Here is an 18,749-nt window from a genome sequence, read left to right on the forward strand (position 1 = left end):
GCGGCAGCAGGCGCACCACGTTGTCGCCCGCCGGGATCACCAGCAGGTGCGCGTCGCGGGCGGCGGCGGCGAATTCGGTGTTCGGCACGTGGAGCTTGAGGCCGAGCATCAGGCCCTCGCCGCGGATGTCCGCGATGACGGCCGGGTGCCGGTCCTGCAGGGCGGCGAGGCGCTGCTTCAGGATCAGGCCCATGCGCTGGACATGGTCGAGGAAGCCGTCCGCCAGCACCACGTCGAGGACGGCGTTGCCCACCGCCATGGCCAGCGGGTTGCCGCCGAAGGTGGTGCCGTGGCTGCCCGCCGTCATGCCGCGCGCGGCGTTCGCCGTGGCGAGGCAGACGCCGAGGGGGAAGCCGCCGCCGATGCCCTTGGCCGCGCTCATGATGTCGGGGGCCGCCCCCGCCCACTCGTGCGCGAACAGCTTGCCCGTGCGCCCGACCCCGGTCTGGACCTCGTCCATGATGAGCAGGATGCCGTGCGCGTCGCAGAGTTCGCGCAGGCCGCGCAGGCATTGCGGCGGCACCGGGCGCACGCCGCCCTCCCCCTGGATCGGCTCGATCAGGATCGCGGCCGTCTCCGGGCCGATGGCGGCCCGCAGGGCCTCGTGGTCGCCGAAGGGCACCTGGTCGAAGCCGTCGACCTTCGGGCCGAAGCCCTCGATGTACTTCTGCTGGCCGCCGGCCGCGATGGTGGCCAGGGTCCGGCCGTGGAAGGCGCCCTCGACGGTGAGGATCCGGAAGCGCTCCGGGTGGCCGTCGGCGGCGTGGTACTTGCGCGCCATCTTGATGGCGGCCTCGTTGGCTTCCGCCCCCGAATTGGCGAAGAAGGCCACGTCCGCGAAGGTGGCGTCCACGAGGCGCCGGCCCAGCCGCTCGCCCTCGGGGATCTCGAACAGGTTCGAGGTGTGCCAGAGCTTCTGCGCCTGCGCGGTCAGGGCCTGGACGAGGTGCGAATGGGCGTGACCCAGGGCGTTCACCGCGATGCCGGCGCCGAAATCGAGGTATCGCTCGCCGCTGCGCGCCTCAAGCCATGCGCCCTCGCCGCGTTCGAAGGCGATGGGAGCCCGGGCATAGGTCGGCAGAAGGGCGGATGTCACGATCCCGTCTTCCCGTGTGTCTCGCGGGCACGCGAGACACGCGACCGCACCAAATGAAAGTGCCGCCTCGGATGGGGCGGCACGCGCGCGATTACTAGAGAAATGGCCAATTCTGTCAACGACAGACCGGGTTCACAGCCCTGACATGCCTACCCATTAGGCTGTTGCACGCGCGCTGTGCGGCCCGCCTCGGGTCATGCCTTGCACCCTGCGCCCGGAAGTGCTCAGAGCCGCGTCACGCCGGCCGGACGACCCGCGGCCGCCCAGCAGAGGAACGACGCAGCATGAGCACCGTCACGGAACGCCTGGAGGCCCTCGGCCTGACCCTGCCCAAGGCCGCGGCCCCCGTCGCGAACTACGTGCCCTTCGTGCGCAGCGGCAACCTCGTGGTGATCTCCGGGCAGATCTGCTTCGGGGCCGACGGCCGAATCGCCGGCGCCCACACGGGCAAGCTCGGGGCCGAGGTCTCGGCCGAGGACGGCATCGCCGCCGCCCGGCTCTGCGCCCTCAACGTGCTGGCCCAGCTCCAGGCGGCGGTGGGCGACCTCGACCGCGGCGTCGTGCAGTGCATCCGCCTCGGCGGCTTCATCAACGCGGTGCCGACCTTCGCGGGACTCGCCGGCATCATGAACGGTGCCTCAGACCTCATGGTGGAGATCCTGGGCGACCGCGGCCGCCACGCCCGCTCCACCGTCGGCGTCGCCGAGCTGCCCCTCGACGCGGCCGTCGAGGTCGAGGCGATGTTCGAGGTCAAATGAGCCCGCCGACGGCCCCCAACGCCCCCGACTGGCTCACCGCCCGGCCCATCGCCCATCGCGGCCTGCACGACCGGGCGGGCGGCGTGCCCGAGAACACCCTCGCGGCCGCCGAGGCGGCGATCCGGGGCGGCTACGCCATCGAGTGCGACGTCCAGCTCAGCGCCGACGGCGAGGCGATGGTGTTCCACGACGAGACCCTGGGCCGCCTGACCGCGGCCGGGGAGGCGGTGGGCGCGCGCTCCGCCGCGGATCTCGGCGCCCTGACGGTGGCGGGCAGCGCCGAGCGCATCCCGACCCTGCCGGTCTTCCTGGCCCGGATCGGCGGGCGCACGCCCCTCGTGATCGAGGTGAAGTCGCGCTACACCGGCGACCTGCGGCTCGCCGAGCGCGTGGCCGCCCTCGCGACCGCCTATGACGGCCCCGTGGCGCTGAAATCCTTCGATCCGCAGATCGTCACCGCCCTGCGGACGCTCGCGCCCGGGCTCCCGCGCGGCATCGTCGCCGAGACGCGCCAGGACGACCCGGCCTACGCCACCCTGCCCCCGAGCCTGCGGCGCGCCCTCCCGGGCCTGCTGCATTTCGACGAGACCCGGCCGGACTTCCTGTCCTGGCGGGTGGACGACCTGCCCTGCGCGCCCACCGTCCTGTGCCGGCTCCTGGGGCAACGCCCGGTGATGACCTGGACCGTGCGCAATCCGGACCAGCGCCGGCACGCCGCGATCCACGCCGACCAGATGGTGTTCGAGGGGTTCTGCCCGTAGGGCGCCGCTCGCCCCCTGCGACGGCGCGCGGCCCCGCGCCGCCCTTGGCCCGCCGGGCTCCGGGGACTAGATTGACCCGCGATGGACATTCCCGGCGAAACACAGCGTTCCGGCGAAGGCCCCGGCGCCCCGGCCGAGACCGTGACGGAACTGCAGGTGCGCGCGGTGCCGGGCCTGGCTGGGATCGCGGCGGCCGAGTGGGATGCCTGCGCCACCTCGGCCGAGACCCTCTCGGGCGGCGACGAGACCCACAATCCCTTCCTCTCGCACGCCTTCCTGTCGTCGCTGGAGGATTCGGGCTGCGTCTCGCGCAAGACCGGCTGGCTCCCCCTCCACGTGGCGGTGGAGCGCGAGGGCCGCCTCGTCGGGGTGGCGCCCTGCTACCTGAAATCCCACAGCCAGGGCGAGTACGTCTTCGACCACGGCTGGGCCGACGCCTACGAGCGGGCGGGCGGCAGCTACTACCCGAAGCTCCAGGTCAGCGTGCCCTTCACCCCCGTCACCGGCCCGCGCTTCCTCATCGCGCCGGGGCAGGACGTGAACGAGGCGGCCTCCGCGATCGTGGCGGGCCTGCGCGCCCTGCGGGCCGAGACCAAGGCCTCCTCGATCCACGTCACCTTCATGCAGGCGCGCGAGTGGGACCAGGCCGGGGCGCTGGGCTTCCTCCAGCGCGTCGACCAGCAGTTCCACTGGGAGAATGCCGGGTACGGGACCTTCGCGGATTTCCTCGGGGCGCTGGCGTCGCGCAAGCGCAAGGCGATCCGGCGCGAGCGCCGCGACGCCCTGGCGCCCGGCCTCACCATCGAGCACGTCACCGGCGCCGACCTGACCCCAGCCCACTGGGACGCGTTCTACGAATTCTACGCCGATACCGGCGCGCGCAAGTGGGGCCGGCCCTACCTGAACCGCAGGTTCTTCGGGCTCCTCGGCGAGCGCATGCCCGAGCGGGTGCTGCTGGTGATGGCCAAGCGCGCGGGGCGCTACGTCGCCGGCGCCATCAACCTCATCGGGGATGTGGCCCTCTACGGCCGCAACTGGGGCTGCGTCGAGGACCACCCGTTCCTGCATTTCGAGGTCTGCTACTATCAGGCCATCGACTTCGCCATCGCCCAGGGCTTGAAGCGCGTCGAGGCGGGCGCGCAGGGTGAGCACAAGCTCGCCCGCGGCTACCGCCCGGTCCTCATGCACTCGGCCCACGACATCGCCGACCCGGCCCTGCGCCGGGCGGTGGCCGATTACCTGAGGCGCGAGCGCGAACACGTGCTGGAAGCCGCCGAAGTCCTGGACACGCTGACGCCCTTCCGGCGCGAAGCCTTGCCGGAAGCGTCCGAAGAACCGGCATCCGACTTGCCTGGGGCCGAGCCGGAGGCGAATCCTTCCGGTTGAGGACGCCCCTCCGACCCAGCACAGCCCGCCCCCCAGAGGCGCGAGAGCCCAAGGACGATCCGTGAGCCCCATCGACCGCATCAAGACCTTCGCCGATGACCTCGTGGCCCTACGCCGCGACTTCCACGCCCATCCCGAGCTCGGCTTCGAGGAGGTCCGCACCTCCGGCATCGTCGCCGCCGAGCTGGCGCGCTACGGCGTGACCGTCCATCGCGGCATCGGCGGCACCGGAGTGGTGGGCGTGCTGGAGGGCCGCACCGGCTCCGGCCGGCGGGTCGGCCTGCGCGCCGACATGGACGCCCTGCCGATCGAGGAGGAGACCAACCTGCCCTACCGCTCGACGGTGCCGGGCAAGATGCACGCCTGCGGCCATGACGGCCACACCACGATGCTGCTGGGCGCCGCGCGCTACCTCGCCGAGACCCGGGATTTCGACGGCACCGCCCTGTTCGTGTTCCAGCCGGCCGAGGAAGGCCAGGGCGGCGCCCGCGCGATGATCGCCGACGGCCTGTTCGAGAAATTCCCCTGCGACGAGATCTACGCGATCCACAACCAGCCCAACGGCCCGCACGGCAAGATCAAGCTGCGCCCCGGCCCGGCCATGGCGGCGGCGGACTTCTTCGACATCCGCATCACCGGGCGCGGCGCCCACGCGGCCCAGCCGCAGCAGGGCATCGACCCCATCGTGGTGGGCGCCACCCTGGTCCAGGCCCTGCAGTCGATCGTCTCGCGCAACGCCGACCCGCTCAAGAGCGCGGTCCTGTCGGTGACGCAGTTCCACGCGGGCGCCGCCTACAACGTCATCCCGGAGGGCGCCCACATCACCGGTACGGTGCGGACCTTCGACGCGGACCTGCGCACCCTCGTCACCACCCGCATCCGGGCCATCGCCGCGGGCCTCGCGACCGCCTACGGGGCGACGATCGACGTCGACATCCGCGACGTGTTCTCGGTGCTGATGAACAGCCCGGAGCACGCGGCCGCCGCCGCCGACATCGCCCGCGAGCTGTTCGGCCCCGAGGGCGTCGACGACCAGTCGAAGCCGCGCATGGGCAGCGAGGACTTCGCCGACATGGTCGCGCGGGTGCCCGGCGCCTATGCGTGGATCGGCTCGAATCCCGGTCCCGGCCTGCACAATGCGAGCTTCGACTTCGACGACAGCATCATTCCCCTCGGCTCGGCCTTCCTCGCCCGCCTCGTCGAGCGGCGCACCGCCGCCTGACACGGGCGGTCATGGGGCATTGCGGATCGGGGTGGCGGGGCCTTAGGAAAGGCGCCCGCCTCCCGCACGCCGCACGGTCGATGTCCATGAACGAATTGCACGACCTGAGTCCGAGGGCGGCCGACGGGTCGCCCTACCCCCTGGCCCAGCACCGGGGGCAGGTGATCCTGATCGTCAACACCGCCTCGAAATGCGGGTTCACGCCGCAATATGCCGGGCTGGAGGCCCTGGCGCAGAAGCACCGGGCGGACGGCCTCGTGGTGCTGGGCTTTCCCTGCAACCAGTTCGGCGCCCAGGAGCCGGGGGATGCGGCCGAGATCGCCCGCTTCTGCAGCCTGACCTACGACGTCAGCTTCCCGGTCCTCGCCAAGGTCGCGGTGAACGGCCCCGCGGCCGACCCGGTCTTCGCGCATCTGACGCAGGCGAAGCCCGGCCTCCTCGGCAGCCGCGCCATCAAGTGGAACTTCACCAAGTTCCTCGTCGGGCGCGACGGTCGGGTGATCGCCCGCTACGCGCCCTCCACGAAGCCGGAGGCCCTGGAGGCCGCCATCGCGGCCGCCCTGGCGGAGCCCGCGCCCGCCTCCTGAGAGGCGACCCGCCCCGGCGGAGGGCGCGCGACGGGGCGATCGGACCGGCCGCGTCGGGCCCCGCGCCGTCCCGCCGGCCGGAACGCGCCGGCCCCGCCGCCACGATCCCCAGCCGGATGGGCGCGATCGGCGGCCAGGGTTAGGAAAGTCCTGGCCAAATCCCACAGGCGCCGGAACCGCTTGACCCGACAGGGGTCGCGCCGGTCCGACCGGCCGACCGACGGATCTCCGGGCCCCGATGCCGGCCCGTCCGGCCCGCGCCCGCAACGATCCGGTAAAGAATTCGTTAGCCGGCGTTCAGCCTTGTCATGCCAGAAGCTCCCGACGGACTTGCCGGATCGTCCCGGCTGCGGTGCGATTCGGAGAGGTGGGGACACGACATGGCTGCAGGCGCGGGGCGATCGGCATCGGCAAACGGGGAGGCGGGCGCTGCGGCTCCGGGCCGGGCCATGCCGGAGGCGGTGCGGCTGCATCTCGGATCCGAGCTGAAGGCCTTCTACGCCGCGGTTCTCGCCGAGGCGCCGCCGACGGCCCTGCTCGACCTGATCGTCCGGCTGGAGGTCCACCCGCCCGCGGCCGCGGACTTCCGCGCCGCGCTGCTCGACGCCCTGCCCGGCCTGCGCGCCTTCGCGCTGTCGCTCGCCGTCGCGCCGAATGCGGCCGACGACCTCGTGCAGGAGACGCTGCTGAAGGCCTGGGCCAACCGGCACCGCTTCGAGCCCGGCAGCAACCTGAAGGCCTGGCTCTGCACCATCCTGCGCAACCAGTTCTACACTGAGTGCCGCAAGCGCAAGCGCGAGGTCGAGGATGCGGACGGTGCCTTCGCCGCGAAGGTCGTGGCGCCGGCCGCGCAGGAGGCGAGCAGCGATCTGCGCCGGGTCTGGCAGCATCTCGGCAAGCTGCCGCCCGCCCAGCGGGAGGCGCTGGTGCTCGTGGCGGCGCAGGGGATGACCTACGAGGCCGCCGCCGCGCTGATCGGCTGCCAGGTCGGGACCATGAAGAGCCGCGTCAGCCGGGCCCGGGCCTTCCTCGTCGGGTCCCTCGGGATGGAGGCGCGCGAGGCGGCGTCCTGAACCGGCATTGCGGGGGCACCGGCGCGGGCGGCGCCCCTTACTCGGGGGCCGCCTCGTCGGCCTCGCCGTCATCGTCTCCCGACCGGTAGGGCTCCCGCACGAGGGGCGCGCGCCCCTCGGGCTGGACCCGGGCGGGGGCGAGGGTGGGCCGGGCCGGGTCGAAGGGCATCATCGCGGCCCCCGAGGCGACCACGCCGGCCAGCGCCCGCAACGGCGCGGGCTGCCGGGAATCCTGGGCGACGCCCTCGGCCTCCGCCTGGAGGCGCAGGTTGCACGCCCGCGCGGGCAGGCCCTCATCCGGCGTGCAGGCATCGTGCCGGGCGCAGGCCGCGTCGAGGGCGTCGATGGGTGCGAGCGGGGCGTTGTTGCCCGGCCCGCAGTAATTGCCGTGCAGCAGCGTCTTGGTGGGGACGGGCGGCTTGGTGGGGGGCGACGCCCCGGAGCCTGCGTCGGCCTGTGCGCGGGCGGGTGCCGAAAGGCAGGCCACCACCAGGGCCGAAGCCACGAATCCGGACGCCGTCCATCGGGACATCGTCATGCGCTCACCTCCGTTCGCCCGCACGGCCCGGGCCCTGCCCCGCAGGCCGGGAGCGGCGCGGAAAAGCGTAATGCCGGGGTCTCGGCGACGGTTCCGGCCGCCTTCGCCCGCCCGGGCGGCCCCGGCCCGTCCGTCTCGGCGCGGAGCGCCGCGCCCCGAGTTCACATGGTCGAGAGTCCGCGAACCGGGGGCGCGGCCGGAGGTTCGAACCTTGCATCACCGTCTGCATCGCCGTGGATCGGTCTGCGGTGGTCGATCTGCGTGGATCGGTCTTGCCGTCTCCGCCGTTGCTCGGGCCGTTACGCGGACCCGGTCGGTGTCACCGTTCCCGTTCGCAGGGACTGATCCATGATGAACGCCCAGACCTACCGCGTGACCCTGGAGACCCGCGACGGGCGCCGCGTCCTGACCGCGATGGCCGAGCGGGAGGCGGCCCTGATGGCGGAATCCGTCCTGCGTCGCTACGCGGGCCAGACCCTCACCGTCGGCTTCAGCGTCGCCTGCACCGACCCGGAGGCGCGCCGCCGCATCGCCTATTACCTGACCGACGTCGCCCTCGAACTCGAGCTCGCCTGAGCGGGGCGCCCGCCGCCCGGATGGTCCGTGAGACCCGATGGCGCTGGACGAAAGAATTCCGGGTATGCGAGAACGCGGCCCCCGATGCCGAGGCGGGTCGGGGTGGCCGTCCGGCGACGGGTCCGGTTGATCGTTCGTGCTGGCCGCGGGACCCGGGGCCCGGGCCCCTCGATCGATCGGACGGGCCTGCCCAGGCATCCGGCTCGGCGCGACGGTCCGCTGCGAAGGGTTCGGAAGGTCGCGGTGTCTTCCTTGGTACAGGCATGTGTCAGGCCTGCCGGCCGGGCGATCCGAGCGGGTGTTCCTTAGGACCCAACGATGAGATTTTTCGTCAACAAGGATGTGAGTGGAGGGATTCACTTCTGGCTGGCGCCCGACAATCCGCGTGCGATCAGCAGGGTTTTCGTCTCCGTCGACGGGCGCCGGACCGCGGAACTGTCGGCCTGGATCACCGACGACAATATCCGCGCGAATGGCTGGCACTCGACCGGTCAATGCGTCTACATGATCACCGAGAAGGAATTGCCGGAGCTCGCTTCCGCGAACCGGATCGAGATCTTCGATGCCGATACGAACATCCTGATCTACCGGTCCATTCGGGAGAAGGTTTTCCTGCCGGCCAAGCTGATCAGCATCACCACGACCGTTCAGAAGAATACCTTCGTCGAACAGAACCTGTTCGATCTCTTCCAGTATAGCTACTTCAACGTCGACCGGCTTTCGGAAGAGGTCGTGCAGAGCATCATGCAGGGCCCCTGGCTGACGTCGTCGCTCATCACGGGGGCCGTGATCTTTCCCCGCTACGAGGTGTTCTTCCAGGACGACCATTGCGTGAGCGGCGTCCTCATCCAGGACCCCTTCGAGGAAATGGCCACCCGCATGCGGTGGCTTCAGTCGAAGAAGGCGATCACGGACGACCCCGCGCAGAACTGGCGCCTGGGCGGGATGCTGGAATCCGTCCGCTTCGCGGCGGAGTACGATCTGTCGAACAGCCGAAACATCAAGCGCTTCCTGCGGATGCTGCCCGAGCCGTGCTACCGCTTCCTCTACAACCCGCTCTGCCGGCAATTCGGAACCCGCTCGCCGAGCGACCCGTTCGCGCCCGGCAACTCCATCGTCGCCATGGAGATCATCTCGCGGATCAAGGTCGTGGGGCACAGCGACTACACGAGCGAATATTATACCGCGCTCCTCGACCGCCTGGGGGTCGCTCCCATCGCGATGTCGCATCCGAAGCCTTCGGAGGACGTCCTCTCGCTCGCGGCCCTGTTGAGATCGGTCGACGCCGCGCGGGACATGGTCGCGTTCGACACGGTGATTTCCGATGCCGTTCGGCATGCCGTCGGAAAGAGCTGGCAATGATCGACGCCGGGGTCGCCGTTCGACGCCGGGCGCGGCGTGCCGGTCGAGGGCGGTCCGCGGGCCTCCCGGCCGTCCGGTTTCCCACCCATCCTGTGCCCGCGACGTTCTGAAAGCCCGACCCGAGCCATGTCCGAGGACGATGTTCATCGCGGTGTCGACGGATGGCTCTTTCTCGTCGGCGGAACCAACAGGGTCCTCGCCCAGACCCGAAAAAATCCCCACATCGACATCCAGCTTCAAGCTTGGCGGGATGTCTTCGCGCGTCGCTATCGTGCCTGTAAAAAAGCAGGGTGCGAGTATTTCACGATGATCGCGCCGGAAAAGATCTACATCTACGACAATAAGCTCGGAGATCTGTCGATCGATCCGCGATCGTCTCTCTGCAACCGCCTGCACCGGGGGCTGCTGTTCCATCCGATCCTGCGCCGATCCTATATCGAGCTGTCTCCGCACCTGCGCGCGCATCGCTCGGACGGCGATCTGTATCAGAGGACGGATACGCATTGGACGCTGGCGGGCTGCCAGATCGCCTATCGGCAGATCTGCCGGGCCTGTCGGGCGAGGGCGGTCGACGACTTCCACCTCAGGGAGCGCCGCCAGGAGCGGTCCGCCGGTGATCTCGGATCGAAGTTCGAGCCCGCGATCTCGGAAGATCGGACCTTCTACAGCCTGCAATCGGAGGCCACGCGGGTTTACGCGAACGCGAAGGCGTTGCTGTACGAGTCGCGGCAGACCGCCTCGCACCGGGGAATCCATCACGTCTATCGCAATTCCAGTGCGCGCGCGGATCCCCGGACGTTGATGCTGGTCGGCGATTCCTATGCGGACTTTCCGGCCGCGAGCCTGGTCGTCATGTTGGCCGAGACCTTCCGGGAGGTGCACTTCATCTGGTCGCCGGCGGTGGATTGGGCCTATTTCGCCCGCGTGAAGCCGGACATCCTGATCGGCCAGATCGCGGAGCGGTTTCTGCGCCAGGTGACGGCGGACACCTACGCGGTCGAGCCGTAGGCGCGCCACGGCTCCGGGCCCGAAGGCGCCGGTCCATCACCGGGGGCGGCCGAGAAGGCCGCTGACGTCCCCCGTCAGGCGTTGGCCGAGGCCGGGGCGGCGCCGAGGGCGTCCGGGGCCGGGGTCGCCCGGGCCTGGACCTCGATGAACACCCGCGTCACGTCGGGGCTGCGCGCCTTGAGCCGGGCCTCGACCCGGGAGACCATGGCCTCGATCGCACCGGCGCTGAGGGCGTCGTCCATGTCGAGGCTGACGTTCACGAGGACGTCGGACGGGCCGAGATGCTGGGTCAGCACGGTGTTGACGTGGTGGACGCCCGGCTCGTCGCGCACCACGGCGCGGATCGCCGCCACGAGCTCCGGGTCGGCGGCCTCGCCGATGAGGAGGCCGTGGGTCTCGATCATCAGGAAGGCCGCCATCCCGATCAGGATCAGGCCGATGCCGATGGAGGACCAGCCGTCGAGGGCGGGCATGTCGAGGACCCGGGCCAGGATCACGCCGGCCAGCGCCACCACGAGGCCCATCAGGGCGCCGACGTCCTCGGCCAGCACGGTGAACAAGGCCGGGTCCTTGCTCCGGCGGATGGCGGCGAGCGGCGGCCGCTGGCCCTTCTCTGCCCAGAACGCCTTCAGGGCCACGAAGCAGGAATAGCCCTCGGCCATCACCGAGAAGCCCAGGATCGCCACGTTCACCCAGAAGCCCGAGATGGGGTAGCCCCAGACCACGGCGTCCACCGAGGGCTCGGGGTGCTGGAGCTTGTGGATGCCCTCGTAGACCGCGAAGGCGCCGCCGCCGAGGAAGATGAACAGCGCGACGATGAAGGCGTAGAAGTACACCTCGCGGCCGTAGCCGAACGGGTGCTTCGCCGTGGCCGGACGCTGCGACCGCTTCAGGCCGATGAGGAGCAGGATCTGGTTGGTGGTGTCGACCACCGAGTGGACGCCCTCGGCCAGCATCGCCGAGCTGCCGGTGAGGAAGGCGCCGACGAACTTGGCCGCCGCGATGGCGAGGTTGGCCCCGGCCGCGGTGTAGATGGCGCTGGTGCTCTCGTGGGCCATGCGATGGCGATGCTCTCGGGGGGGATCGGTCGGACCTGCGGCGACGCGAGCCCGACCCGCCGGCAGGGCGCAGCGTTCGGACAAGCGTTGCCGCTGGGGCGAAGCGCATCCAACGCACGGGAGCCTCGGAAGGTTCTCCGTCCCCGACGGTTCCGCGCGGAATGTTCCCTGGCCCGGCTCCGCGCGTCGGGCCCCTCCTGGGGCAAGCCGCCGACGGCTCACCCCACCGAGGGATCGGGGGGCCGGTGGATCAGGCCGCCATCACCAGCATCCAGAGGGCCATCCCGACCATCATCAGGTTCTCGGTCAGCGAGACGAAGCCGAGCGGCACGTTGCTCGATCCGCCGACGCAGGCGCATTTCAGTTCGCGCTTGTCGATGTAGACCGCCTTGAACACCGAGACCGCCCCCACCGTGCCGATGAACAGCGCCACCGGGATCGAGAGCCAGGACAGGGCCCCGGCCAGCATCAGGAGCCCGGCCAGCGCCTCGCAGAACGGATAGGCGTAGGCGTAGCGCACCCAGCGCTTGGCCAGGAGGTCGTAGCCCAGGAACATCGACGAGAAGCGCTCGATGTCCTGCAGCTTCAGGATCGCCAGCACGCACATGCTGAGGGCGATGAACCATTCCGCCGCCCGCACGGTGAAGGGGGAGCCGAAGGCCGCGTGGCTGGCGGCCGACGCCATCAGCGCGGTCATGGCGAAGACCGCGATCACGGGCGTGTAGGTCGTGGCCTGGGGGTCCGGAACGGACCGGCCGAGGTGCCGGCGCAGGTCGTCGTAACCGCCGACGCGGTGGCCGGCGATGAAGGTCTGCGGCGTGGTCTTCACGTCGTGCTCGGCCTTGAAGCGGTCGATCTCCTCCCGCGTCGTCAGCCAGCGATCCTCGACCGCGAAGCCCTCGCGCTCGAGCAGGTCCTTGGCCTTCAGGCCGTAGGGGCAGGTGTGCTCCGGCATCACCATGCGGAACAGGGTGGCCGTCCGGGCGGGACTCGACATCTGGGGCTCCTCGACGGGTGACCCGGCCCGGGAGGCGGTTCGAAACTCCGCCGGGTCGGCCGCGCGGCGGGATGCACCGGCGGCCGGTGCGTAGATGGGGCTTCCCATGGTGGGAAGGTCAAGGGGGGTGCGAACGATTCGTTGCGGCGGAGGCGTAAGAAAGATCCTGGGTTGCAAAGGGGCGGCCCTTCGGCAGGCGTCCGACGCGACGTCCGTGCGGCGAGATCGGGGGGCGAAGCGCCGTCAGCGCCGAAACGGCGCGGTCCCACGGCGCGACCGCCCAGGTCTGGGACGAAGGAGGCCGGGATGAGGTGGACGGGTTTGGTCGGCCTGTGCATCTTGCGCGCCGACCCCGTCGAACCTTCACCGGAGCCGGCCGCATGACCGTCACGCCCGCCTATGATCCCGACAACGTCTTCGCGAAGATCCTGCGTGGGGAGATTCCCGCCGAGCGGGTCTACGAGGATGCCGACACCCTCGCGTTCATGGACGTGATGCCCCAGGGGGACGGCCACACCCTGGTGATTCCCAAGGCCCCGGCGCGGGGCCTCCTCGACGCCGACCCGGAGGCCCTCGCGGCCCTGGCGCGGACGGTGCAGCGCGTCGCCCGGGCGGTGAAGGCGGCCTTCGCGGCCGAGGGGCTCACGGTGTTCCAGTACAACGAGCCGGCCGGCGGGCAGACGGTGTTCCACCTGCACGTCCACATCGTGCCGCGCTTCGAGGGCGTGCCGCTTCAGCGCCACACGGGCGGCATGGCGGACCGGGCGGTCCTGGCGGAGCACGCCGCCCGCATCCGGGCGGCCCTCGCGGCCGGCTGAGTCAGGCGGCGCCGCTCACCGGCGGGCTGGCGAGGAGCCGGCGCAGGGCGGCGTTCTCGGCCTCGAGTTCGCTGATCCGGCGCACCAGGGCGAGCATCGCGGCGGCCTCGTCCGCCGGGGGCGGAGCCGCGGCGGGCACGGACACGGGCGCCGGCGCGGCCTCGTCCACGAAGGTGATGCCGATGCCGTCCGCCCGGCGCCAGCACAGGGTGGCGCGGTAGGTCCGGTCCTTCTGCGGAATGTAGAGATCGAAGCTCTCGGGCAGCGTCGAGGTCTCGGTCAGGGCGAGCCGGGCGCCGGAGGCGGACAGGTCCCGGACCAGGCAGTCCATGGTCGAGGCACCCTTGTTGAAGATGATCCGGCCCTTGAGGAAGGTCCTCAGGCGCGACTCCCTGCGATGCTCCGACATGCCGTGCTGCTCCACCCTGGGGCGGTCTCCGACTCCGCGTCCCATGCGGGGCACCCTGGCACGGCGCCCCTTAAGGAATGATCGCCGCGATGCGCGCGCGCGGCGGCGGACCGGATGCCGCGTTCTCCCTTCGGGTCAATGGAAGCGGCTGTCCATGGTCTGGAACAGGTAGAAGCCGTTGAAGCGCACGGCGGTCTCGGCCGCGCGGTCGTCGAAATCGGCCGGGGCGTCGCCCACCGCCGCGAGCTTGCCGCCGAAGGCCCAGCGGCCGTTCCCGAGGAAGGGCGGCACGGCGCGGCTCTCCGGCACGGCGCAGCACAGGCCCTCGATGCTCCTGAGGCAGAAAACGTTGTAATTCTGCATCGGTCAATCTCCGATTCGCCCACCCAAGCTACGCCCTAAGCGGGCAATCGGACAGCACTGTGTCGATCAGGTCTCCGGAACGTTACGGGCCAGGTCTTCGAGCCAGGGCCGGGCGCTTCCATCGGAGGGCGCGCGCCAGTCGCCGCGCGGCGACAGGGAGCCCCCGGCCGAGACCTTGGGTCCGTTGGGCAGGGCGGAGCGCTTGAACTGGCTGAAGCCGAAGAAGCGCTGCAGGAAGACCGCGAGCCAGCGCCGGATCTCTCCCAGGTCGTAGGCGCCGCGCTCGGAGTCCGGGAAGTCCGGCGGCCAGGACCCGGTGCCCGCGTCGCCCCAGGCGTGCAGCGCCAGGAAGGCGATCTTCGCGGGCGGGAAGCCGTAGCGCAGGGTGTAGAACAGGTTGAAATCCTGCAGCGCGTAGGGGCCGATCACCCCTTGCGTGCTCTGCGGCGTCGCGCCCGCGTCCACCGGGACCAGCTCGGGCGAGATCTCGGTGGCGAGGATCGCCCGCAGGGTGACGCCGACCTCCGGCCCGACCTGGCCCGAGGCGATGACCCAGCGGATCAGGTGCTGGATCAGGGTCTTGGGCACCCCGGCATTGACGCCGTAATGGCTCATCTGGTCGCCGACGCCGTAGGTGCACCAGCCGAGCGCCAGTTCCGACAGGTCGCCGGTGCCGATCACGAGGGCGCCGTTCTGGTTGGCGAGGCGAAACAGGTAGTCGGTGCGCAGGCCCGCCTGCACGTTCTCGAAGGTGACGTCGTAGACCGGCTCGCCGCGTCCGAACGGGTGGTCCATCCCGGTGAGCATCACGGTGGCGGCCTCGCGGATGTCGATCTCGCGGGCGGTGGTGCCGAGCGCCCGCATCAGGGCGTGGGCGTTGGTCTTGGTGCCCTCCGAGGTGGCGAAGCCCGGCAGGGTGTAGGCCAGGATGTTTGTTCGCGGGAGGCCGAGCCGATCCATAGCCTTGGCCGCGACGATGAGGGCGTGGGTCGAATCGAGGCCGCCCGAGACGCCGATGACGACCTTCTTCGTCCCCGTCGCCTCCAGGCGCTGGGCGAGGCCCGCCACCTGGATGTTGTAGGCCTCGTAGCAATCCTGGGCGAGGCGGGCCGGATCGGCGGGCACGAAGGGGAAGCGCTCGACCGTGCGCCGCAGGCCGAGGTCGCCGGCCGGCGGATCGAGCCGGAAGGCCACCCGGCGATAGGTCGGCCCGCGGGGCGCGGCACGGCCCGAATCGTCGAAGCTGCCCATCTGGAGCCGCTCCTGGGCGAGGCGGCCGAGATCGATGTCGGCCAGGGTCATCACGGGCTCGGACGCGAAGCGCGGCCCTTCGGCGAGGCGCTCCCCGTTCTCGTCGATGCTGGTCTGCCCGTCCCAGGAGAGGTCGGTGGTGGATTCGCCGGTGCCGGCGGCGGCGTAGACGTAGGCGCAGAGGCAGCGCATCGAGGCGGCCCGCGTCAGCAGCGCGCGGGAGTCCGCCCGGCCCACCGTGATCGGGCTGCCCGACAGGTTGGCGAGCACGGTGGCGCCGGCCAAGGCCGCGTCGATGCCGGGGGAGGCGGGCACCCAGAGGTCCTCGCAGACCTCGACGCCGAGCACCAGGTTGGGCACGTCCGCGGCGGCGAACAGCAGGTCGGTGCCGAAGGGCGCCTCCAGGCCGGCGACCCGGATGCTCTCGCCCGCAATCCCGGCGCCGGAGGCGAAGTGGCGCTTCTCGTAGAACTCCCGGTAGGTCGGCAGGAAGCTCTTCGGAATCACCCCGAGGAGCCGGCCGCGGTGGATGGCCAGGGCGCAGTTGTAGAGCCGGTGGCCCCAGCGCAGGGGCGCGCCGACGACGAGGACGGGCTGGAGCGCGGCCGAATCCGCCACGAGGCGCGCCACCGCCGCCTCCACCGCCTCGAGCACCGTGACCTGCAGGAACAGGTCCTCGATGGCGTAGGCCGAGACGCAGAGCTCCGGGAACACCGCCACGGCGACCCCGGCCTCGTCGCACGAGCGGGCGAGGGCGAGGATGCCTTCAGCATTGCGGGCCGGGTCGGCCGGGTGGCTGCGGGTGGTGCAGGCGGCGACCCGGGCGAAGCCGTGCCGGTAGAGGGAGCGGAAGCCGGGATCGGCCGGGGCGGACGTGGTCGCCGAGGGACTGGGCAAGGGGCGGGGCTCCGGACTGATCGCGCCGCACCTTAACCCCTGCCGCCATCCGCCTCCAGCGCAAGGGTTCGGCGGCGTGCCAAGGGGCCCAGCAAGGGGCTCAGCAAGGGGCCTGGCGAGGGGCCGGGCGAGGGGGCTCCGGGTTCGACGGGCGCGGTTCGGTGGTCCCGGTTCAGGCGATCGGGCCTCGGTCGCGCGGTCAAATCAAGCGTCTGTTAACGACGATGCCCCTAACTCAGCGCTGAACCGCGCCGCTCCCGGCGGCGGACCCGTTTTGAGTACATCCGGCCAATCATGCGCGCATCGGGACGGCTCCCCTACTCCCATCGTGATCCTTCGCGCCCCGTTCGCGGCGGCGACCGCCTCGGCCTGTCGATCGGCGCCCTGGCGCACCGGTTGATGAACCTGCGGGCGACCCTCTCCCGCCGCCTCGCCGGCCCGCCGCAGCGGCCGGACTACACGGTGGCGGCCACCCGCCCGACCCCGAGCTGGATGACGAGCCCACAGGCCCTGGTCGGCCGCAACGAGGTCGGCCTCGCCTTCCGGCCCGCCCCCGCGATCCAGGCCTGGCCGGCCCAGGTCTTCGACGACCGCGCCACCCTCGACATGATCCCGCGCCGCGCCGCCCCCGCGGTCGGGTTCGACGACGGCCAGATGGAGGCCGACACGCCCGCGCCCCGCGTCCTGATCCGGACCCCGCGCCGCCCGGCCGCGATCATGCCCGAGGCCGGCGAGGCCCCGGCCCCTGCCGCGGCGGCCCCGGCCGGACCGGCCGTGCGCTACACCCGCACCCCCGATCCCGTCCTGCACGAGCGCCGCCAGCGGGCGCTGGACGCCGAGCGCGCCGCCCGCGCCCAGGCCCATGCGGAGGCCGAGGCGGAGGCCCTGCGCCTCCAGGCCGAGCAGGACGCGCTCCGGCTCGAGGCCGAGGCGCGGGAGCAGGCCGCCCGCGCGGCGCAGGCGGAGGCCGAGGCCCTGGCCGCCCAGGTGCCCGAGCCCCTGTGGCGCCAGCCCTTCGTCGCCCCCCCCGGCGTGCGCTTCTTCCGCAGCCCCGACCGGCGCCAGGTCCGTACCGACCCGGAGGCTCCCGCCGCGCTCGCGCCGGAGCCCACGCCGGTCGAGGCCGTCCCTGTCGAAACCTCTCTCGCCGAAACGTCTCTCGCCGAGACCGCCCTCGCAGACACCGCGCCCGTCGAGACGGCCGTGATCCCCGACGATCGCGACTGGTCGGACGTGCCGGACTGGTCCGAGGTCCAGGCCTGGTTCGACGGCCGCGACGGCGCCGCCCTCGACGCCTGGTCGGCGATCCAGGCCGAGCCCGGCCCGCTGCCGGCGTTCGAGATCGCCGCCTCCGAGATCGTCCCCTCCGAGATCGCCACCGCCGAAAGCCCCGCCTCCGAGCGCGGGGCCTTCGACGGCGCTGCGGCACGGGTCGAGCCCGCGGCCTCCGCCCCGGCCGACGCGACCGCCGAGACGGCGCCGGCCCGGGCGGGCTACCGCCTGGAACACCTCGTGCGGTTCGAACCCTTCGGCCCGCCGCGCCCGGTCGAGGGCCAGGACAACGCGGTTCCGGGGGCGGCGCCGGTCCGTCCCACCCCGCTCCACGCCATGGCGGCCCGCGCGGCGATCCGCGCCGGCCGTCCGGCCGCCCCCGTCGGCGCCGCGGCCCTGGTGGCCGCCCCGATGGTCGCGGCTCCGCTTCCGGCCCCCTCCCCTGCCCTGCCGGGGGCGATGCCGTTCGTGCCGGTCGCGCCCTTCGAGCCGGCGCCTGTCGTCCCTGCCCCCGTCGTCCCTGCCCCCGTCGTCCCTGCCCTTGTCGCGGCGGCGCCCCGGGCGGCCGAGCCCGCCTTCGTGCCGACCCCGATCCCGGCGCGCCCGGTGCTGCTGCGCAATCCCAAGGGCCTGTCCGCCCCCGAGCCCGAGATCGAGGCTCCGACGCCCGTCGCGTCGACCGACGCGGTCGCGTCGACCGACGCGGTCGAGGGGTCCGTCCCGGTCGAGGCCGAGGCGTCCGCCCCCGCGGCGGAGGCCGTCGCGGCGCCGGAGGTCCCGGCCGTCCACATGCCGCGCGCGATCCTGCCCGAGCGCCCGCTCCTCATCCCGGCCGGCCGGCACGTGCCGATGTCCTTCGTGGAGAACGCCGACTACGAGCACCCCGCCCTCGACCTCCTGGCCGAGCCGCCCCTGAACGAGACGGAGGAGGTCGATGCCGACGTGCTGGAGCAGAACGCCCTCAACCTCCAGCAGACGGTGCAGGATTTCGGCGTGCGCGGCGACATCCTGGCCGTGCGTCCCGGACCCGTCGTCACCCTCTACGAGCTGGAGCCGGCGCCCGGCACCAAGTCGAGCCGCGTGATCTCGCTCTCGGACGACATCGCCCGCTCGATGTCGGCGGTCTCCGCCCGCGTCGCCGTGGTCCCCGGCCGCAACGTCATCGGCATCGAGCTGCCCAACGACACCCGCGAGACCGTGTACCTGCGCGAACTCCTCGCCTCGGCCGATTTCGGCATGAGCAAGCACAAGCTCGCCCTGTGCCTGGGCAAGAACATCGGCGGCGAGCCGATCATCGCGGATCTGGCCAAGATGCCC

18 protein-coding genes are annotated in these 18,749 nt (G+C 71.8%); 11 read left to right on the forward strand and 7 right to left on the reverse strand.

Annotated elements, in window-relative coordinates:
- Positions 1 to 1,096: aspartate aminotransferase family protein (locus ASF20_RS21205; RefSeq protein ID WP_056277741.1), on the reverse strand; the 1,096-nt coding region annotated here is incomplete at its 3' end.
- A 284-nt stretch (positions 1,097 to 1,380) separates the two neighbouring features.
- Between ASF20_RS21205 and ASF20_RS21210 the strand changes: the two genes are divergently transcribed.
- The 6 genes from ASF20_RS21210 to ASF20_RS21235 all read left to right on the forward strand — a co-directional run bounded on the left by ASF20_RS21210 (position 1,381) and on the right by ASF20_RS21235 (position 6,883).
- Positions 1,381 to 1,854, forward strand: a complete 474-nt coding sequence (locus tag ASF20_RS21210) for a RidA family protein (protein WP_056214073.1) — start codon at positions 1,381 to 1,383, stop codon at positions 1,852 to 1,854.
- Positions 1,851 to 2,615, forward strand: a complete 765-nt coding sequence (locus ASF20_RS21215) for a glycerophosphodiester phosphodiesterase family protein (protein ID WP_056277745.1) — start codon at positions 1,851 to 1,853, stop codon at positions 2,613 to 2,615. The genes ASF20_RS21210 and ASF20_RS21215 overlap by 4 nt, the downstream gene beginning before the upstream one ends.
- 81 nt (positions 2,616 to 2,696) lie before the next feature.
- The gene (locus tag ASF20_RS21220) at positions 2,697 to 4,001 is read left to right on the forward strand and encodes a GNAT family N-acetyltransferase (RefSeq protein ID WP_156389586.1); all 1,305 of its coding nucleotides are present in this window, start codon (positions 2,697 to 2,699) and stop codon (positions 3,999 to 4,001) included.
- Positions 4,002 to 4,062: 61 nt separating this feature from the next.
- Positions 4,063 to 5,223: a M20 aminoacylase family protein gene (locus tag ASF20_RS21225; RefSeq protein ID WP_056277748.1), complete on the forward strand. Its 1,161-nt coding sequence runs from the start codon at positions 4,063 to 4,065 to the stop codon at positions 5,221 to 5,223.
- Positions 5,224 to 5,309: 86 nt separating this feature from the next.
- Positions 5,310 to 5,810, forward strand: a complete 501-nt coding sequence (locus tag ASF20_RS21230; protein ID WP_056214253.1) for a glutathione peroxidase — start codon at positions 5,310 to 5,312, stop codon at positions 5,808 to 5,810.
- Positions 5,811 to 6,190: 380 nt separating this feature from the next.
- Positions 6,191 to 6,883 carry a sigma-70 family RNA polymerase sigma factor gene (locus ASF20_RS21235; protein ID WP_056277752.1) on the forward strand — a complete coding sequence of 231 codons (693 nt, stop codon included), beginning with the start codon at positions 6,191 to 6,193 and terminating at the stop codon, positions 6,881 to 6,883.
- Between the two features lie 37 nt (positions 6,884 to 6,920).
- Here ASF20_RS21235 and ASF20_RS25155 read toward each other — a convergent pair whose 3' ends face one another.
- Positions 6,921 to 7,421, reverse strand: coding sequence for a hypothetical protein (locus ASF20_RS25155; RefSeq protein WP_244476518.1), 501 nt, complete (start codon positions 7,419 to 7,421; stop codon positions 6,921 to 6,923).
- 348 nt (positions 7,422 to 7,769) lie between these two features.
- Here ASF20_RS25155 and ASF20_RS21245 point away from each other — a divergent pair, with 348 nt between their 5' ends.
- The 3 genes from ASF20_RS21245 to ASF20_RS21255 all read left to right on the forward strand — a co-directional run bounded on the left by ASF20_RS21245 (position 7,770) and on the right by ASF20_RS21255 (position 10,367).
- Complete coding sequence (locus tag ASF20_RS21245; protein ID WP_056214060.1) at positions 7,770 to 7,997, forward strand: hypothetical protein; 228 nt, start codon at positions 7,770 to 7,772, stop codon at positions 7,995 to 7,997.
- A 318-nt stretch (positions 7,998 to 8,315) separates the two neighbouring features.
- Entirely contained in the window at positions 8,316 to 9,359 is a 1,044-nt protein-coding gene (locus ASF20_RS21250) for a hypothetical protein (protein ID WP_056277756.1), read from the forward strand.
- Positions 9,360 to 9,485: 126 nt separating this feature from the next.
- Positions 9,486 to 10,367, forward strand: a complete 882-nt coding sequence (locus tag ASF20_RS21255) for a hypothetical protein (RefSeq protein ID WP_082501493.1) — start codon at positions 9,486 to 9,488, stop codon at positions 10,365 to 10,367.
- Between the two features lie 74 nt (positions 10,368 to 10,441).
- Here the strand turns inward: ASF20_RS21255 and ASF20_RS21260 are convergent, their stop codons facing one another.
- Both ASF20_RS21260 and ASF20_RS21265 read right to left on the reverse strand, forming a co-directional pair.
- On the reverse strand, positions 10,442 to 11,425 hold the full coding sequence (locus tag ASF20_RS21260) for a cation diffusion facilitator family transporter (RefSeq protein WP_056277757.1): 984 nt from the start codon (positions 11,423 to 11,425) through the stop codon (positions 10,442 to 10,444).
- Positions 11,426 to 11,675: 250 nt separating this feature from the next.
- Positions 11,676 to 12,422: a glutaredoxin gene (locus tag ASF20_RS21265; protein WP_056277760.1), complete on the reverse strand. Its 747-nt coding sequence runs from the start codon at positions 12,420 to 12,422 to the stop codon at positions 11,676 to 11,678.
- Positions 12,423 to 12,802: 380 nt separating this feature from the next.
- On the opposite strand from ASF20_RS21265, the gene ASF20_RS21270 reads away from it, so the two are divergent.
- Positions 12,803 to 13,240 (forward strand): HIT family protein, encoded by a 438-nt coding sequence (locus ASF20_RS21270; protein ID WP_056214046.1) that lies wholly within the window; start codon positions 12,803 to 12,805, stop codon positions 13,238 to 13,240.
- Position 13,241: 1 nt separating this feature from the next.
- Here the strand turns inward: ASF20_RS21270 and ASF20_RS21275 are convergent, their stop codons facing one another.
- The 3 genes from ASF20_RS21275 to ASF20_RS21285 all read right to left on the reverse strand — a co-directional run bounded on the left by ASF20_RS21275 (position 13,242) and on the right by ASF20_RS21285 (position 16,160).
- Entirely contained in the window at positions 13,242 to 13,649 is a 408-nt protein-coding gene (locus ASF20_RS21275; RefSeq protein ID WP_056277878.1) for a PilZ domain-containing protein, read from the reverse strand.
- Positions 13,650 to 13,784: 135 nt separating this feature from the next.
- Positions 13,785 to 14,012: a hypothetical protein gene (locus tag ASF20_RS21280; protein ID WP_056214039.1), complete on the reverse strand. Its 228-nt coding sequence runs from the start codon at positions 14,010 to 14,012 to the stop codon at positions 13,785 to 13,787.
- Positions 14,013 to 14,078: 66 nt separating this feature from the next.
- A complete protein-coding gene (locus ASF20_RS21285; RefSeq protein ID WP_056277763.1) occupies positions 14,079 to 16,160 on the reverse strand; it encodes an NAD(+) synthase in 2,082 nt (693 codons plus the stop codon).
- Between the two features lie 294 nt (positions 16,161 to 16,454).
- Between ASF20_RS21285 and ASF20_RS21290 the strand changes: the two genes are divergently transcribed.
- Positions 16,455 to 18,749: DNA translocase FtsK (locus tag ASF20_RS21290; protein WP_280136511.1), on the forward strand; the 2,295-nt coding region annotated here is incomplete at its 3' end.

The organism is Methylobacterium sp. Leaf88, from assembly GCF_001422795.1.
Classification (GTDB): Bacteria; Pseudomonadota; Alphaproteobacteria; order Rhizobiales; family Beijerinckiaceae; genus Methylobacterium.

Bases quoted from the DNA above. Each gene is read 5' to 3' on its own strand.
- ASF20_RS21210 (WP_056214073.1), top strand. From the start codon at position 1,381: ATGAGCACCGTCACGGAACGCCTGGAGGCCCTCGGCCTGACCCTGCCC.
- ASF20_RS21215 (WP_056277745.1), top strand. From the start codon at position 1,851: ATGAGCCCGCCGACGGCCCCCAACGCCCCCGACTGGCTCACCGCCCGG.
- ASF20_RS21220 (WP_156389586.1), top strand. From the start codon at position 2,697: ATGGACATTCCCGGCGAAACACAGCGTTCCGGCGAAGGCCCCGGCGCC.
- ASF20_RS21230 (WP_056214253.1), top strand. From the start codon at position 5,310: ATGAACGAATTGCACGACCTGAGTCCGAGGGCGGCCGACGGGTCGCCC.
- ASF20_RS21235 (WP_056277752.1), top strand. From the start codon at position 6,191: ATGGCTGCAGGCGCGGGGCGATCGGCATCGGCAAACGGGGAGGCGGGC.
- ASF20_RS25155 (WP_244476518.1), bottom strand. From the start codon at position 7,421: ATGACGATGTCCCGATGGACGGCGTCCGGATTCGTGGCTTCGGCCCTG.
- ASF20_RS21245 (WP_056214060.1), top strand. From the start codon at position 7,770: ATGATGAACGCCCAGACCTACCGCGTGACCCTGGAGACCCGCGACGGG.
- ASF20_RS21250 (WP_056277756.1), top strand. From the start codon at position 8,316: ATGAGATTTTTCGTCAACAAGGATGTGAGTGGAGGGATTCACTTCTGG.
- ASF20_RS21255 (WP_082501493.1), top strand. From the start codon at position 9,486: ATGTCCGAGGACGATGTTCATCGCGGTGTCGACGGATGGCTCTTTCTC.
- ASF20_RS21260 (WP_056277757.1), bottom strand. From the start codon at position 11,425: ATGGCCCACGAGAGCACCAGCGCCATCTACACCGCGGCCGGGGCCAAC.
- ASF20_RS21265 (WP_056277760.1), bottom strand. From the start codon at position 12,422: ATGTCGAGTCCCGCCCGGACGGCCACCCTGTTCCGCATGGTGATGCCG.
- ASF20_RS21270 (WP_056214046.1), top strand. From the start codon at position 12,803: ATGACCGTCACGCCCGCCTATGATCCCGACAACGTCTTCGCGAAGATC.
- ASF20_RS21275 (WP_056277878.1), bottom strand. From the start codon at position 13,649: ATGTCGGAGCATCGCAGGGAGTCGCGCCTGAGGACCTTCCTCAAGGGC.
- ASF20_RS21280 (WP_056214039.1), bottom strand. From the start codon at position 14,012: ATGCAGAATTACAACGTTTTCTGCCTCAGGAGCATCGAGGGCCTGTGC.